Annotated in this window: 13 protein-coding genes; 4 read left to right on the forward strand and 9 right to left on the reverse strand. The window is 67.2% G+C overall.

What is annotated here, in order from left to right; all coding sequences use genetic code 11:
* Positions 1-12 precede the first annotated feature (12 nt).
* Together MHN80_RS14085 and MHN80_RS14090 are read left to right on the forward strand one after the other, a co-directional pair.
* Positions 13-777, forward strand: a complete 765-nt coding sequence (locus MHN80_RS14085) for a dienelactone hydrolase family protein (RefSeq protein WP_239402359.1) — start codon at positions 13-15, stop codon at positions 775-777.
* 142 nt (positions 778-919) lie between these two features.
* Complete coding sequence (locus MHN80_RS14090; protein WP_239402360.1) at positions 920-1,612, forward strand: hemerythrin domain-containing protein; 693 nt, start codon at positions 920-922, stop codon at positions 1,610-1,612.
* Here MHN80_RS14090 and MHN80_RS14095 read toward each other — a convergent pair.
* From MHN80_RS14095 to MHN80_RS14110, 4 genes are all read right to left on the reverse strand, one after another.
* A complete protein-coding gene (locus MHN80_RS14095) occupies positions 1,590-4,904 on the reverse strand; it encodes a BTAD domain-containing putative transcriptional regulator (protein ID WP_239402361.1) in 3,315 nt (1,104 codons plus the stop codon). The two genes, MHN80_RS14090 and MHN80_RS14095, sit on opposite strands and share 23 nt — an antisense overlap.
* Before the next feature lie 62 nt (positions 4,905-4,966).
* Positions 4,967-5,704: a DUF998 domain-containing protein gene (locus MHN80_RS14100; RefSeq protein WP_239402362.1), complete on the reverse strand. Its 738-nt coding sequence runs from the start codon at positions 5,702-5,704 to the stop codon at positions 4,967-4,969.
* Positions 5,701-7,419: an MDR family MFS transporter gene (locus MHN80_RS14105; RefSeq protein ID WP_239402363.1), complete on the reverse strand. Its 1,719-nt coding sequence runs from the start codon at positions 7,417-7,419 to the stop codon at positions 5,701-5,703. The genes MHN80_RS14100 and MHN80_RS14105 overlap by 4 nt, the downstream gene beginning before the upstream one ends.
* 19 nt (positions 7,420-7,438) lie before the next feature.
* On the reverse strand, positions 7,439-7,924 hold the full coding sequence (locus MHN80_RS14110; protein WP_004020370.1) for a MarR family winged helix-turn-helix transcriptional regulator: 486 nt from the start codon (positions 7,922-7,924) through the stop codon (positions 7,439-7,441).
* A gap of 407 nt (positions 7,925-8,331) precedes the next feature.
* On the opposite strand from MHN80_RS14110, the gene MHN80_RS14115 reads away from it, so the two are divergent.
* Positions 8,332-9,084, forward strand: coding sequence for a metallophosphoesterase (locus MHN80_RS14115; protein ID WP_004020371.1), 753 nt, complete (start codon positions 8,332-8,334; stop codon positions 9,082-9,084).
* Between the two features lie 31 nt (positions 9,085-9,115).
* Here MHN80_RS14115 and MHN80_RS14120 read toward each other — a convergent pair whose 3' ends face one another.
* Positions 9,116-9,940: an alpha/beta fold hydrolase gene (locus MHN80_RS14120; protein ID WP_239402364.1), complete on the reverse strand. Its 825-nt coding sequence runs from the start codon at positions 9,938-9,940 to the stop codon at positions 9,116-9,118.
* A gap of 77 nt (positions 9,941-10,017) precedes the next feature.
* On the opposite strand from MHN80_RS14120, the gene MHN80_RS14125 reads away from it, so the two are divergent.
* Positions 10,018-10,599 carry a TetR/AcrR family transcriptional regulator gene (locus tag MHN80_RS14125; protein WP_004020373.1) on the forward strand — a complete coding sequence of 194 codons (582 nt, stop codon included), beginning with the start codon at positions 10,018-10,020 and terminating at the stop codon, positions 10,597-10,599.
* 19 nt (positions 10,600-10,618) lie between these two features.
* Here the strand turns inward: MHN80_RS14125 and MHN80_RS14130 are convergent, their stop codons facing one another.
* The 4 genes from MHN80_RS14130 to MHN80_RS14145 all read right to left on the reverse strand — a co-directional run bounded on the left by MHN80_RS14130 (position 10,619) and on the right by MHN80_RS14145 (position 14,410).
* The gene (locus tag MHN80_RS14130) at positions 10,619-11,662 is read right to left on the reverse strand and encodes a YdcF family protein (RefSeq protein WP_239402477.1); all 1,044 of its coding nucleotides are present in this window, start codon (positions 11,660-11,662) and stop codon (positions 10,619-10,621) included.
* A gap of 101 nt (positions 11,663-11,763) precedes the next feature.
* Complete coding sequence (locus tag MHN80_RS14135) at positions 11,764-12,222, reverse strand: DoxX family protein (protein WP_239402365.1); 459 nt, start codon at positions 12,220-12,222, stop codon at positions 11,764-11,766.
* A 128-nt stretch (positions 12,223-12,350) separates the two neighbouring features.
* Positions 12,351-13,754 carry an HNH endonuclease signature motif containing protein gene (locus MHN80_RS14140; protein WP_239402366.1) on the reverse strand — a complete coding sequence of 468 codons (1,404 nt, stop codon included), beginning with the start codon at positions 13,752-13,754 and terminating at the stop codon, positions 12,351-12,353.
* Positions 13,755-13,975: 221 nt separating this feature from the next.
* Positions 13,976-14,410 carry a nitroreductase family deazaflavin-dependent oxidoreductase gene (locus MHN80_RS14145; protein ID WP_239402367.1) on the reverse strand — a complete coding sequence of 145 codons (435 nt, stop codon included), beginning with the start codon at positions 14,408-14,410 and terminating at the stop codon, positions 13,976-13,978.
* Positions 14,411-14,415: the final 5 nt, after the last annotated feature.

Below are 14,415 nucleotides of genomic sequence, written 5' to 3' on the forward strand. Positions count from 1 at the left end.
GGAGCGACACCCATGACCGGTGAGACGATCACCATCGCCGCCGCCGAGGGCGACACCGAAGCCTATGTGACACGGCCGGATTCGCGGCCATCTAACTCTCCACTGCCGGGTGTCCTGTTCTTCACCGACATGATCGGGCTGCGGCCACGGATCGAGGCCATGGCCGACCGCATCGCGTCGTGGGGATACGTCGTCCTGGTTCCGCACCTGTTCCATCGGTACGGTTCCGCCACGGAATGGGCACCGACCGAAGATCTCCTGCTGCCCGAAGCGCGGGCCGCGTTCTTTCGATCCGCGATGCCGCGGGCCAGGACACTCACGCCTGACGCGGTACGCCCCGATCTCGTCGCCTATCTCGATGCGCTACAGGCCCTGCCGAATGTCGCGCCCGGCCCGGTGGGTGTCACCGGGTACTGCATGGGCGGTCGGTTCGCGCTCACCATCGCCGCCGCCCGGCCCGACGACGTGGCCGCGGTCGGCATGTTCCACACCGGCGGGCTCGTCACCGACGACCACGACAGCCCGCATCTGCATCTCCTCGGCATCGATGCCTTCGTCCTCGCGATCCACGCCGACAAGGACCGATCGCTACCCGCCACGGCGGTGGCCCAGTTCGAGCACGCGCTGACCGCCGGGGGTATTGCCCACTCGGCGACCGTCTATCCCGATGCACCACACGGTTATACGATGTCCGACCTGGCGGCGTATCACCACGAGGCCGCCGAACATCACTTCGCCGAACTCGAAGGCCTGTTCCGGCGGACGCTGTCGGGGTGAGTCGGTCCCGCTCCGGGTGGTGGCGGTCCGACCGTGTCCTCGTGGGAATCGTCGCGATCCCGCAAGGCGACTACAAGTCGCATGTAAGTCGGGCGGCGCACAGTGGCCGTAGTCAGCCACCGCGAGCCTTCAGGAGCCACCCGTGACCAGCCGCCCCACCTCCCGCACCGACACCACCGCGTCCAGCACACCCGATCTCACCGGCATGAAGATCGCCCACCGGGGCATGCTCCACGACACACGCCGCTTCGCCGAGATCCTCGGCCGGATCGGCGGTGGTGAGCCGTGTGATGGTCGTCGTCGCGACGCCATCGCGGGCTATCTCGATCAGCTGTGCGCGTCCATCCATCATCACCACACCATCGAGGACGAGGTGGTGTGGCCCATCCTCACCGCATCCGCCGGTGCCGCCGTCGACGTCCATGACCTGGAAGACGATCACACCCAACTCGAGGCGTTTCTCGCGACACTGCAGGCGCGCATCGCCGCGTTCTCAGCCGCGAAACCCGACCGCCTCGGCGTGGCTGCGACCGACCTGGCGGCGACACTCGACGACGTTCACCAGCTGCTCGGCGAGCACATCGCCGACGAGGAGCGAGTCGTGTTCCCGATCGTCGATCGCTATGTGAGCGTGGCCGATTGGGATCGGGTGGAGAAAGCGGCCCGGGCCGGCGCGAGCATGAGATTCGAGGTCCCGAGGATGATGCGGCATGCAGATGAGCGGGAGCTGGCGAAGATGAAGAGCGAGGCGGGTCCGGTCATCCGGGCCATGCTCGCCCTGCTCGTTCGCAGCTTCGACAAGCGGGAGGCCCTCATCGCCGGCCCAGCTCGATGAGGCCGGCTCGTACGGTGGCCTGCACCTCCTCGGCCGTACGACGGTGGGCAGCCGCCGCGTCCGTGTCGCCGAGGAGATCGGCGAGTTCGGCGAGCACCACGTCCATGGGGCCGAATGCGACAGATCCCGAGTTCAGGCCGGCAACGGTCCCCGACCACGGCCGCAGTTCGGTGTACAACACGCGAGCGGCTTCGGTCATCTCGAGCCGGACGAGGGCGCGCGCGTGGAAGACCGACATCGCGGTCCAGTAGAAATCGCGGCTGATCGGCGGCGCGGCGCGAGCGACGCGACGCGCCTGATCGGGCTGACCGGCGTCCAGCAGTGCGACGACGTACACCCAGGAGATCATCTTCGGAGCCACCTCGTCGATCGCGGCGAGAGGTCCGGTGAGATGAGCGAGCGAGCCGCGGAACCAGCCGATCACCATCTCGCCGACCAGACCGATCTCTGCCGAGTTCACCGCGCCGGCGGCCTGTAGCCGGGCGGTGAGGTCGCGGTACTCACGCTCCGCCTGGTCGATGTCGCCGCCCAGCACCTCCAGTACCGCCGAGAACGCCGACAAGACGACGACGAGTTCACCGGCACGCCCACTCGAGGCCGACCGCAGGCCCTGTTGTACCTGCGCGACGGCGCCGGGGAGATCCACCCGCGCCGCACGCGCGAGAAATGAGAAGAAGTGCGCGGCAGCCTGATAGGCGAGCACTCCGGATTCACCTGCCACACGGTCGAACTCGTCGGCGAATTCCGGGAGCTGCGCGCTGAGGTCAGGACCCAGCGCGGTGTACACACGCGCATTCCAGGCCGCGCAACGGACCTCGGGGTCCTCGTGGTCGGCTGCGGCTGCCACGGCCTGCGCGGCGAGTTCGATGGCGCGACGGTCATCGATGCCTTCGATTTCGAAGACCAGTGACACCAACAGGTACACGCGGTCCGCACCCGTGGCGCGACCCAGCGCGACCGTCATCGCCGCGATCAAGTCCGTGTCGGCGATCCGTTGGCGGCGCGTCGTCCAGATGACCGGCGCCCGCCAGCACGTGAGCGCGGACATCACCAGGTCGTCGTCATTCAGCTCTCGCGCGACCGCGAGGGCCTGACCGCGGCGTGCACGGGCCTCAGCGGTGTCGTCGCCGCGGAACGCCAGTGCCGTCACCAGGTGCGTCAACGCGAGGACGAACGCAGACCGGCCGGCCTCGTCGGCGGCCGACGCGGCGTGTCCGGCCATCTCGTGCAGACGTACTGCGGAGCGCCACAGGTCTGCCGAGTCCGCCGTGAATTCGGTGGCGAACCTCGCCGAGGCCGCGACGGTCACCAACTCGAGCGCGCGCTCGATCGTGTCCGGGACGGCGCCGAGCGCCGCGTGGTGCGCCAGCTCGTCCGGGTTGACGCCCCGGGTCTGTTCGAGATACTTCACGATCTGCCAGTGCGATCGACGCTTTCGCAGCGTGGGGATGCTGTCGTACACGGCGTCTCGCACGAGAACGTGGTTGAAGTGGACCGTGTCGACGTCAGCGGTCAACAGTCCGGCGGCGACGGCCGTGTCGATCGCGTCGAGGACGAGTTCCTCGGCGGATTCGTCGGTATTCCTGTTCCACAACGTGAGTACGCCGTCGATGGGTGCGCTGCGCCCGAAGAGCGCGGCGAGACGCAAGACGGTCGCCACCTCGGCGGGAAGCCGTTCGATCCGCTGCATCAGCACGCTGGTGACGCCACGGGGGATCGCGGCGGCAGCAGCCGAGAACCCGCGAGATGCGACCAGCTTGGCGAGTTCGCGCACGAACAGCGGGTTGCCGTCGGTCCTCGTGCGCAACAGCTCGAGCAGTGGGGTGTCCACGGATTCCAGTCCCACCGACGCCGCGAGCTCGCGGATACCGTTGTCCGACAGACCCTTCAACTCGATGTGGTCGGCAGTCACCGCGGCGAGGGATGCCGTGGTCGCCAGCAGGTCGACACCGGCTTCCGACGCCCGGTACGTGACCAGCACGAGTACCGGGGACCGGGCCATCCAGGTCACCAGTTGTCGAAGTACCTGGAGCGTGGCGCCGTCGGCGCGGTGTGCGTCGTCGAGGACGAGAACGATGCCTCGCGCCCCGGCTTGTGAACCGCAGGCTTCCATCACCCGCCGGGCGATGTCGAACGAACTGTCCAGCGTCTCGACCGATGTCGGTTCCCCGCGAGTTCCGATCTGCTGCAGAATTTCTCGCCATGCCCAGGCTGTCGGGGCACCGTCGACCTCGGGGCAGTGTCCGATCGCCCCGCCCCACCCGGTGGCGCCGAGACGGGCGACGAGAGAGTCCGCACACGTGCTCTTGCCCCCGCCGGCCTCCGCGCTGAGCCACACCACTCGCAGACCGGATGCGCTCACCGCGTTCTCGGCATGACCGAGGAGGGTCGCGAGTTCGTGCTCCCGTCCGGCGGGTTCGCGACGACCCACCGCCGCGGAGACGGGCAGCACGCTCGGCGGTTTCGGCGGTTCCGGCACGGCCGGCGCCACCGGTGCCGTCAGAGTGGGCGCCTGCTGGAGGATGTCGCGTTCGAGTTGCTGGATCGGCGGTCCGGGATCCACTCCGAGTTCGTCGGCGAGATATGACCGCAGCCGACGCAGCGTCGCCAGGGCGTCCGCCTGCCGTCCCAGTCGGTACTGAGCCAGCGAGAGCAGTCGGAAGTACTCTTCGCGGGCCGGTTGGTCGTCGCACTCCGCTGCCAGCACCTGCGCGACCTCCGCCGCACGTCCGTGGTCGACCGCCAGTGATGCCCATTGCTCGACCGCCGACCGACGCACGTCCTGCAGGCGGACGACTTCGGGCTGTGCCCAGCTCTCGGCCGAACATGCGCCATAGGGATCTCCGCGCCACATCCGCAACGCGCCGTCCAGTTCGTCGAGTCTCGACGCGGGATCCTCGGCGTCGCCGACGGTGACGAGGGCCTCGAACTCCCAGACGTCGACACCCGATCGTGGGAGCCGTAGTGCGTATCCCGGCTGTTCGCTGACCAGCACGGTGGCCGGAGCGCGGGGTGGGCGGGACGGTTCGATGACGCGTCGCAGGTTGGACACCTGCACCTGGAGGCCCGCCAGGGCCTTGGGCGGTGGTTCGCCGTTCCAGAGGTCGTCGATCAACCGATCCGTGGACACCACCCGTCCGCGACCGGCCACGAGCCGGGCCAGGACGGCACGTTGTCGACGCGGGCCGAGATCGACCACTTCGGAATCGAGTTCGCAGGAGATGGGGCCCAGCACCGAGATGCGCAGCGCCGAAGCGGCATCACCGGCCGGATGCCCGTCCCGAACCGCCATACACCACCCGATTCTCTCGCCGTCGACGACAGACTATCGCCGCGACCGATATCGCGTGTCGCTCACCGGCCCCCACTTCCATCCGCTGGAACGGCTCGGTGGGCAATCGGCGTGTGGCGATCCGTCGATCGTCCCCCGTCGCGCGAGCTGAGCACCGCCCACCCCCAGAGCATCAACCACACGCTCATACCGCCGACCTGGATGCGCTGGGCGAGTCCGAGCCGGAAGTCGCCGGACAGGTTGTCGGCGACCAGCATCCACACCGTGGCGAGCGCGACGACGACGAACACCGCATTCCCGATCCGCCGGAGGACCGGCCAGACGGTGCCCCCGGAGGAGGTGGTGCGCAGCGCCGAGACGCCGGCGGCGACCATCACCGTGAAGATGGCGAACACCGCGACCGTACTGGTCAGCGCATGGATGTGGTGCAGTTGCGGGAGCAGCCCGCTCGGCTCGCGCGGGCACCCGGCGTCGACTCCCGGAATGCACTCGATCGGGAGCAGGGCGTCGGCGATGGTCGCCGCGCCGAAAACCGCCAGGGCGAGAACGGCGGTGGTCGCCGTCCGACCCCGAATGGTCCGGTGCGGGACGAGCAACAGCAGTGCCGCGACCAATGCGCAGATCCCGGTGGTGACGTCCCCGACCACGTAGATGTCCCGGTGGGGACGATTCGCGGCGTCGAGCTCGCTGAGGAAGCTGCGCATCGGGTCCAGCGAATCCGCCCACGCGAACTCCATCACCCACGACGAATAGCAGAGGCCCGCAACGACGATCGAGATGCCGGCGACCGATCTCCTCACGAGGCAGGCGTCGACTCCGGTGCACCGATCGGCCGTCCCTGGCGCAGCGGGAGCTCCTTCCAGGTGACCGTGCCGATGATTGCCAGCAACGAGATGATCGACACCGCCAGGAACACCCGGTCCATGGAATCGGCGAAGCCCTCCTTGATGGGCTGGGCGAGCTCGGTCGGCAGCTTCTCGATGATCGAGGTGTCGCTCATGACGCTGTCCGACGATCCCGTTGCGGCGCCGGGGTTCTGAGCGGCCGCGATGAGCGACTGTCCGAATGCGCTGACCTGCGGGTCGGAACTCTGCGCGGCCTCCACGACCGCCGCCCGGTACTCGGGCTGCGCGGCCGCCGACACCATCTCGTCCTTGATGTTCGGCCCCATGAACGAGAACAGCAGTGAGAAGAAGACCGCGACACCGAGCGTTCCGCCGATCTGGCGGAAGAAGGTGGCGGTGCCGGTCGAGAGCCCCATGTCCTTGGGCGGCAGGATGTTCTGCATCGCAAGAGTGATCGGCTGCATCAGATTGCCGAGGCCGAAGCCGAGCAACGCCGCCATCAGCATGACGAGATAGACCGGGGTCTCGGTACCGACCAGGTGTAGCAGGAAGGTGCCGGTGGTGATCAGCACCGCGCCGATGATCGTGAAGATCTTGTACCGACCGGTGCGGGAGATCAGCTGGCCCGACAGGATCGAACCGGTCATGAGTCCGAGCACCATGGGCAGCATCTGGAGACCGGCGATCATCGGGCTCGATCCGCGGAGGACCTGGAAGTACTGCGGCAGCATGGAGATTCCGCCGAACATGACGGCACCGATGATGACCGAGACGACGATGCCCTGACTGAAGACCACGTTCTTGAACACCCGCAACGGGATCAGCGCGTCGTCGCCCATCGTGTGCTCGATCCAGATGAACGCCGCGATACCGACGACGCCGATGCCGTAGCACAGAATCGCCAGCCCGGAGCTCCAGCCCCACTCGCGGCCCTGTTCGGCGACGATGAGCAGCGGCGCCACCGCGACGGCCAGCGCTGTCGCGCCCCAGTAGTCGGTGCGCCCACCGACGCCCTTCTGCTGGTCGTAGTTGAGCACCTTGTAGACGACGAACAGTGCGACGAGCCCGATCGGCACGTTCACGAGGAACACCCAGCGCCAGCCCGACACCCAGAGGATGGTCTCCTGACCGGCGAACAGACCGCCGAGGACCGGGCCGAGGACACTCGAGGTGCCGAACACGGCAAGAAAGTAACCCTGATACTTGGCGCGTTCGCGGGGCGGCACGATGTCGCCGATCGTGGTCAGCGCGAGGGTCATCAGACCGCCCGCACCGAGTCCCTGGAATGCGCGGAACGCGGCCAGCTCGTACATCGACGTGGCGATCGTGCACAGCAACGAACCGACGATGAAGATCGAGATCGCCAGCAGGAAGAACGGTTTGCGACCGTAGAGGTCGGACAGCTTGCCGTACAGGGGCGTCACGATCGTCGCGGTGACGAGGTAGGCCGTGGTCACCCACGCCTGCATGTCGTAACCCTGCAGGTCGTCGGCGATGGTCCGGATCGCGGTCGACACGATGGTCTGGTCGAGAGCAGCCAGGAACATGCCCATCATGAGTCCGGCCAGGATGGTCAGGATCTGGCGATGGGTCAGTCCGGCCCCGGCGACCTCTTCGTGGGCCACCGTTTCGGGGACGACCGTTTCGGGGGTCGCCGAGGAGTCTGTCATTGTCGTCCTTTCACGGGTTTCACGCGTCCGCGTCCGGCTTGCGGGCTGAGCACGCCGGGTTGAGGGCCGAGTCGGCAGCGTCGACGAACCGACCGAGAAGCCCTACCAGGGTGTGGAGTTCATCGTCGGTCCAGTCCGCCATGACGCCGGCCATCGCGGATCGCCGCATCTCGCGCATCGCCAGGACGCGGTCCCGGCCCGCATCGGTGATGACGAGGAGGGTGGCACGTCCGTCGTCGGGGTCCGCCTCTCGACGGATCAGTTCGTGGTCCACCAGTAGAGCCACATGGCGACTCACCGTCGACGGATCGGCGTTCATCGCCTCGGCGAGTTCGCGGGATCGCATCGACCGTCGGGCCAGAGGGAACAGCGCCTTGAACGCCGCCGCCTCGAACTCGCCGTCTCGTGTTCGGAAGGTGGTGTGGACCGCCCGTTCACGGATGCGTACAAACCGCAGCAAGGTCTCGAACAGGTCGTCGATCGCCTGCTGATCGAGAACCGGCATCGTCGCCACCTCCGGATTCCCTCTTTACTTTCCCTTTGCAATTAGTTGCGCTGTGCAACTAGTTGTCGTGCGCAAGTGTGCGCGCGACGAAGGAAGAATGCAACCGGCTCGGGATACCACCTGGTAGAGGCGCGGGAATCAACGGACGCGGCGCCCACCGCACCGGACTTCGTCACCTGCCGGAGAGAGTGAATCGCCGACCTGCCGGGTCGGGGGTTGGCAGGTCGGCGATCACTTTCGATGTCGTTCCCGGATCGCCGTACGTTACCCGCGTCGACGAGTGGGAGCGGGCTGAACCACAGCGACGGCACGGAAGTGCGTTGCGCCTCCCGGCCCCGAGGCGATGCGTCGTCGGACTGTGCGTGCGGTTAGCCTCGTGGGAGTCAGAACCGTGACAGGAGCTCTTCGTGTTCGTTGTCGCCCACATCAGCGACCTGCATTTCAACGGGACGCGGTTCAATCGGGCCCGCATCCAGGCGGCACTGGGCTACATCAATGCTCGTGCCGCCGGCATCGACGTCCTGCTGGTCACCGGTGACATCGCCGACGAGGGTGCGGCCAGCGAGTACCGCGAGGCCCACGGGGTACTCGAGAGTCCGCTGCCGATGCTCATCACCGCCGGCAACCACGACGTCCGCGAGCCGTTCAGCGCGGCTCTCATCGGCACCGAGACCTCCGGCCCGATCAATCACGCGCGGACGGTGCGCGGACGCGACGGCTCCGACGTGCTCTTCCTGATGTGCGACAGTTCGATACCGGGACGCAACGACGGCCGTCTCGACGACGCGACGATCGCCTGGCTGTCGGAGCGACTCGACGCCACGACCGCGGACACCCCGGTGTTCATCGCTTTTCACCATCCGCCGGTCGACCTGCTCATGCCCTTCATGGACTCCATCCGGCAGCGTGACGAGGGCCGCCTCGCCGACCTGGTCGGAGAACACCCGAACATCGTCGCGTTCCTGTGCGGACACGCGCACACCCCGGCGGTGACCACATTCGCCGACCGTCCGCTCTGCGTCGCACCGGGCGTGTCGTCGACACTGAACCTCCCGTTCGAAGGACGCGAAGTGGTGAATCGCGGTCAGCCGCCGGGTATCGCGTTCCACCTCTATGACGAGGAGCGGTTCGTCACCCACTTCCGGTCGGTGATGTTCTGACCCCCGGCGGCCGCGACGTGCCGGCGCGTCATCACCCCGCGAACCCGCGCACCAGATCGGCCATCGTCTCCGGCTGATCCTCGGGGATCAGCGTCCACGAGTCGTCGACGACGACCTTCGACGCATCGGGAAACAGGTCGACGAGCCGATCGGCATGCTCCAGCGGCATCATCCGGTCTTCCCTGGCCCAGACCACGAGTACCGGCCGGTCGAATCGTGCGAGCGTGTCCGACAATTCGAGCAGGCGGCGGCGAGAGGGGGCGCCGACCGCGAACTTCACCAGATCGCGCCGGATCGCCGCGTTCTCCACGGCCGGCCGGAACCACTCGTCGAAGAGCGAATCCGGTATGCCCGACTTCGTCAGAGCCCCGTATGCGCGCGTGCTGTGCCGGAAGAACCGCGTGCCCAGCATCCTGGTGAGAATCCATCCGCCGCCCGGTACCCGGCACAACAGCGCCGCCGGACGCGCGGGCGCAGGCGGATAGTTGTCGAAGGCGGTGCACGAGACCAGCATCAGTTTGCCGATGCGCTTGTCCCGACCTTGGGCGATCGCGAACTGTCCGCCGCCCCAATCGTTCAGCACGAGCGTCACGTCGTCGAGGCCGAGCGCGTCGAGGAAGTCGGCGAGGATGCCCGCCATTCCCGTCTCGGTGAGGTCGGCGTCATCGTTCATCGGCTGCGTGTGCGCACCCATCGGAAGCGTCGGAGTGATGCACCGGAAGCCGGCCAGGAGCGGAATCACCTTGCGCCACTGCCTGCCGTCCATCAGCAGACCATGGCCGAACACCACGACCGGTCCGTCACCCCCGGTGTCCTCGTAGGCGATGGGCCCGGACGGAACGTCGACGATCGGCACGTTCCACCTCCTAGATAGATCGTTCTACTTAGAAGGAAGATAAGCTGTCACGGCACGATGCGCAAGGAGGAGACGTCATGGCAGCAGACCCCACGACTCGCGACCGGATCCTGGAGGCCACCGCGGAGTTGTATCGCCGTCAGGGAATGCCGGCCACCGGACTCAAACAGATCTCGGCGGCGGCGCAGGCGCCTTTCGGATCGATCTACCATCACTTCCCCGGCGGCAAGGAGGCGATCAGCGTCGAGGTCATCCGGCGCGAGGGGCTCCGGTACGGCGAGTTCGTCGGCGAGCAACTGGCCGCCACCGACCCTCTCTCCGGTATCCCGTCACTGTTCGAGAACGCGGGAAAGTTGCTCGACGCCCAGGATTACGGCGAGGCGTGTTCCATCGAGACCATCGCGCTGGAAGTCGCGAGCACCAACGAGCGCCTCCGCCTCGAGGCCGCCGACGTCTTCGAGAGCTGGCTGGCCGGTCTCGCCGCCTGGTTCGGTCAGCTCGACATCACGGAGTCGGAGGCTCGTCGGCTGGCGCTGATCACTCTCACCGCCCTCGAAGGCGCCTTCGTACTGTGCCGCACGCTGCGGTCGGTCGAACCGATCACGAGCGCCGGGCACGGCGTGCAGGCCGCCGTTCACGCCGCGGTCCGTTCAGGGTGACACCCGGCGCGATCAGGCGTCAGGCCGACGAACCGGCCTTCAGGAGCTCCTGGAGGATCTTGCCGCCGATCTCCGGGATGAGGCCGGGGCCGGTCTCCGGGAGGTTCTGCGGCAGCAGCCCCGGCTCGTGGGTGGCCGGGATACGGGCGGTCCGGGTCGCCTCCAGCCTGATGCCGGTCTGCTGCGCCTTTGCCAGCGGGGTCTGGTACTTCTCGAGTTCCGTTGCGGTGGTGAGCGACCCGACGACACGCAGCCCCATGGCCCCGAAGTCCGCCGCCCCGCGCCGGATGTGGTTGGGCGACGTGATCAGCACGATGTCGCGAATGCCCTGCGCCCGCAGGATCTCGGCGGTGTTCTGTGCATTGGCCACGGTCGACCCCGACTTGTCCTCGGTGAGAATGCGGCTCGCGCTGACACCGTTGTCCACGAGCCACGTTCGCATCGCGGCCGCTTCGGTGACACCCTTCTTCGGCACCCCGCCGGTCACCACGACCGGAGCACCGGTCGTCAGCTCCGATTGCGCCTTGGCCGCCGACACCCGGTTCACGAGCTCCGGCGCCATCTTCCCGTTCGCATTCAACCCGTACCCGAGGACGACGATGGCCACGCGGCCGGACACCGGTCGGGGCGTGGTACTCGGCACGATCTGCGCCGCGGTCGCGACACCGGAGATGATGTTGCGTGCTGTCGTCGCCAGTGCCGGATTCATCATCGACAGTCGGTTGAGTGCCGACTGGACCTGGCCCGCTCGCTGCGCTCCCGGCGCCGAGCGGCCGGCCACGACATCCTCGACCTGGTCCGCCCAGACCGCCTGCAGTGCAAGCGCATCGGAGTCGGCCGGCGCCACCGCCAGTACCTGCTGGAGGAGCTCCAGGCCGCCGGTGACGTCGCCCCCGGCGAACTTCGACTGCGCGTCGTTGTACAGGCCGGCCGGGTCGATCGCGGACGCGGTCGTCACCACCGACGCATCCTGCGCCGGCAACGTCCCGACCGCCACGCCACCGAGCGCGGCGACCGCGATCGTCGCAGCAGCCGCCAGCTTCCTGCGCTTCACTCTGGTCACACCAGTCACTCGCGTAACAGTACGAGATATGCACAACGACCCCGCACCCGTCCGATCCCAGATCGGTAACGGGTGCGGAGTCTCTTGCGGCCGGGCGTAGCTCAGCGCTTCAGGCCGGCCACCTTGAGCAGCTCCGGGCGTCGCAGGACCAACCCGATCCACATGAATACGCCGAGGTAGACCGCGAACAGGATCGTGTCGAACAGCGGTGCCTCGATCCGCATGTTCGCCGTGACCGCGCCACCGAGGTAGGCCGTGATCCCCACCGCGCCGAGCACGGCGGTGCGCGGGATCGCGTAGACGACCAGGCACACGAGCAACACGACCCCCATCACGATGGCCTGGTCGGCGGGAAAGCCGAGCTCCCGCGTTCCGTCGATCACCGCCTGCGGACGGGCCAGCTTGCCTGCGACGTCGAACGCGAGGAATGCGCCGACCAGAACGCTGATCACGATTCCCGTTGTGCGGCGCCAGTTCCGGCGGGCCGGCGGCGCCTCGTCGGATGCGGGGTTCGCGGTCGTCGGGGCGGCGGTGTCCTCGGTGATGCTGTTCCTGTTCATGATGTTCTCCTGGCGGCTCGTGCGAGTGTGTTGTGCAGGGATAGACACGCCTGCTCGCCGGAACTCATCGCCGAACCGGCCTGCACATCCTCGAGGGCGCATTCTCGTGAGTGTCCGACGATCGACGCCTACGCCGCCGATCTGTCGAGATCGACGCGAGAAGAGTTGCGTTCCTTCCATTCCCACACGGCGTAGAGCACCTCGGTGGTGTACCCCAAGTCCATCCGCCCGCCACCGACCGGCACCGTCGCCGTTGCACTGATGCGGGAATCGGGCACCCAGCCCACCGGCTTCGAGGTCGGCGAGGCTGCCACGATCTCGACACCGTCCGGACCGTGAAAACTGAACCGTTGCGAACCGTGCGCGGTGATGGAGAACTCACCTCGATGCAACGACCGATGACACGACCCACACAACAAGATCAGATTGTCCGGATCCGTCCGCCCACCCGCCGACCAGAACCGCACATGATGGGCATGCAGATGACGCGTACGCCCACACCCCGGCATCTGACAACACCGATCCCGCACGAACAACGCCCGCACCAACGCCTTGTTCGGCGCCCGCTTCCGACGACCCACACCCAACAACGCCAACTTCCCCGGCTGCCCGGGCACCCCGCGGCTCACCACATCCCGCGTCGACGCACCACACCGGGCTTCGGCCACTTCGACCTCCGACAACGCCGGACCGTCGTCGAGATGAGCGGATTCCACCTCCGCACCGGCATGAATGAGGATCTCCGCACCCGGCGCAAGATCAGGCATCGCGATCCCGTCATGCACCATGTCCGCCATCGCCACCACCGCCGGCGCCACATTCGACGGCACCTGCCGCCACAAATCCCGACGCCGCGACGGAACCACCTCCGACTCCACCACCGAATCCTCGACAACCGAACCCGATTCAGTGTTCCGCGGAACACTCTGCACGGTCGGTAGATCCGGGTCATCGCAGGTGCGGGTGCGTTCATACTCCGCCCGCACCGTCCCAGCCAGGAACCGCGCCCCATCCAACGGACTCAACCGCAACGACACCGACAACGACCCGTCACTGTTCCACTTCCACCGACCCGTCGACTCCACCGGCGGCCGGCTTTCGTCTTCGACGCCACGGTCACGGTCGATCTGGCCCATCGCCCGTACCGCCCGATCCAACTGACTCGCCGTGCACGACAACGCCAGATTCACCAACTCCTGCTCACGTTCAGGCGTGGCCACCCGCGTCAGGGCGCGGACCTTCGAATACGAGAGCCGACCTTCGCCAAAAGCGTTGCCGATCAACGGCAATCCTCGGATCGCCTTCGCGACCCTCACATGCTCATGCGCCGTTCGCGGAGCAATCCCGGCCTTCCACGACAACCAGTGCGCCAGCGAATGAATCCCCGGCCCCCGCCACGACTCCCGCCCATCCAACTCCGCCACCAGTTCAAGGAAATCCGCTGTTAACGCCGTGATCTGCGCCGCATACCCCAGCACCCTACCCTCGAGCACCTCATCAGACAGCGACTCCGGATGCGCTCCGTCGAACATCGATGCAACATCCCCACCCGAACGAAAAGCACTGGCCCCCACCGCAACCCCCTGAAACAAACGAGAAGTACAGCAACAAGATATCGCCCGGCACCGACAATCCCGCGGGCCTCAACCCGAGGTCAAGAGTGTTCCGCGGAACACGAAGTGGCGGGGCACGCTACTCACCCGCGTCATCATTCTCGATGCTCCGGGCGGCCTCGATCTAGGCCCGAAGATCACTACTGGGAGGCAACCAGCCTCACAAGCGGATACTCGCGCGTTGCCTTCTTCTGATACTTGGCGTATCGCGGCTGCGCCTCGACCACCCGATCCCACGCTGCTGCGCGCTCGGCGGCGTCGAGTACGACCGGCCGCACGGCCACCGGCTCCTCCCCGTGGCGCTCGACCGACACGCCATCGGGATGGGCCGTCAGGTTGGCGAACCAGTCCGGGTTCCGGTCGCCACCACCCGATGCGACGACCAGCCAGCCGTCACCGTCGGCGAACCAGCTCAGCGGTGTCTCACGCACGAGACCAGAGCGCCTGCCGGTCGTGCGCAGGATGAGCATCTCCATCCCCCACATCGATCCGGACTTCTTCCGGATGCGGGCGACGGTGCGCTCGTTGGTCTTTCGCTGGTACCAGAGCGAGAGGGACCGCAGGGACAAGGACATGACTT

Source organism: Gordonia sp. McavH-238-E, from assembly GCF_022348225.1.
Taxonomy (GTDB): Bacteria; Actinomycetota; Actinomycetes; order Mycobacteriales; family Mycobacteriaceae; genus Gordonia; species Gordonia terrae.

What these genes read in the sequence shown, in the direction of transcription:
- MHN80_RS14135 (WP_239402365.1), bottom strand. Translation starts at nt 12,222, where the DNA reads ATGAACAGGAACAGCATCACCGAGGACACCGCCGCCCCGACGACCGCG.
- MHN80_RS14145 (WP_239402367.1), bottom strand. Translation starts at nt 14,410, where the DNA reads ATGTCCTTGTCCCTGCGGTCCCTCTCGCTCTGGTACCAGCGAAAGACC.
- MHN80_RS14110 (WP_004020370.1), bottom strand. Translation starts at nt 7,924, where the DNA reads ATGCCGGTTCTCGATCAGCAGGCGATCGACGACCTGTTCGAGACCTTG.
- MHN80_RS14125 (WP_004020373.1), top strand. Translation starts at nt 10,018, where the DNA reads ATGGCAGCAGACCCCACGACTCGCGACCGGATCCTGGAGGCCACCGCG.
- MHN80_RS14105 (WP_239402363.1), bottom strand. Translation starts at nt 7,419, where the DNA reads ATGACAGACTCCTCGGCGACCCCCGAAACGGTCGTCCCCGAAACGGTG.
- MHN80_RS14085 (WP_239402359.1), top strand. Translation starts at nt 13, where the DNA reads ATGACCGGTGAGACGATCACCATCGCCGCCGCCGAGGGCGACACCGAA.
- MHN80_RS14140 (WP_239402366.1), bottom strand. Translation starts at nt 13,754, where the DNA reads ATGTTCGACGGAGCGCATCCGGAGTCGCTGTCTGATGAGGTGCTCGAG.
- MHN80_RS14095 (WP_239402361.1), bottom strand. Translation starts at nt 4,904, where the DNA reads ATGGCGGTTCGGGACGGGCATCCGGCCGGTGATGCCGCTTCGGCGCTG.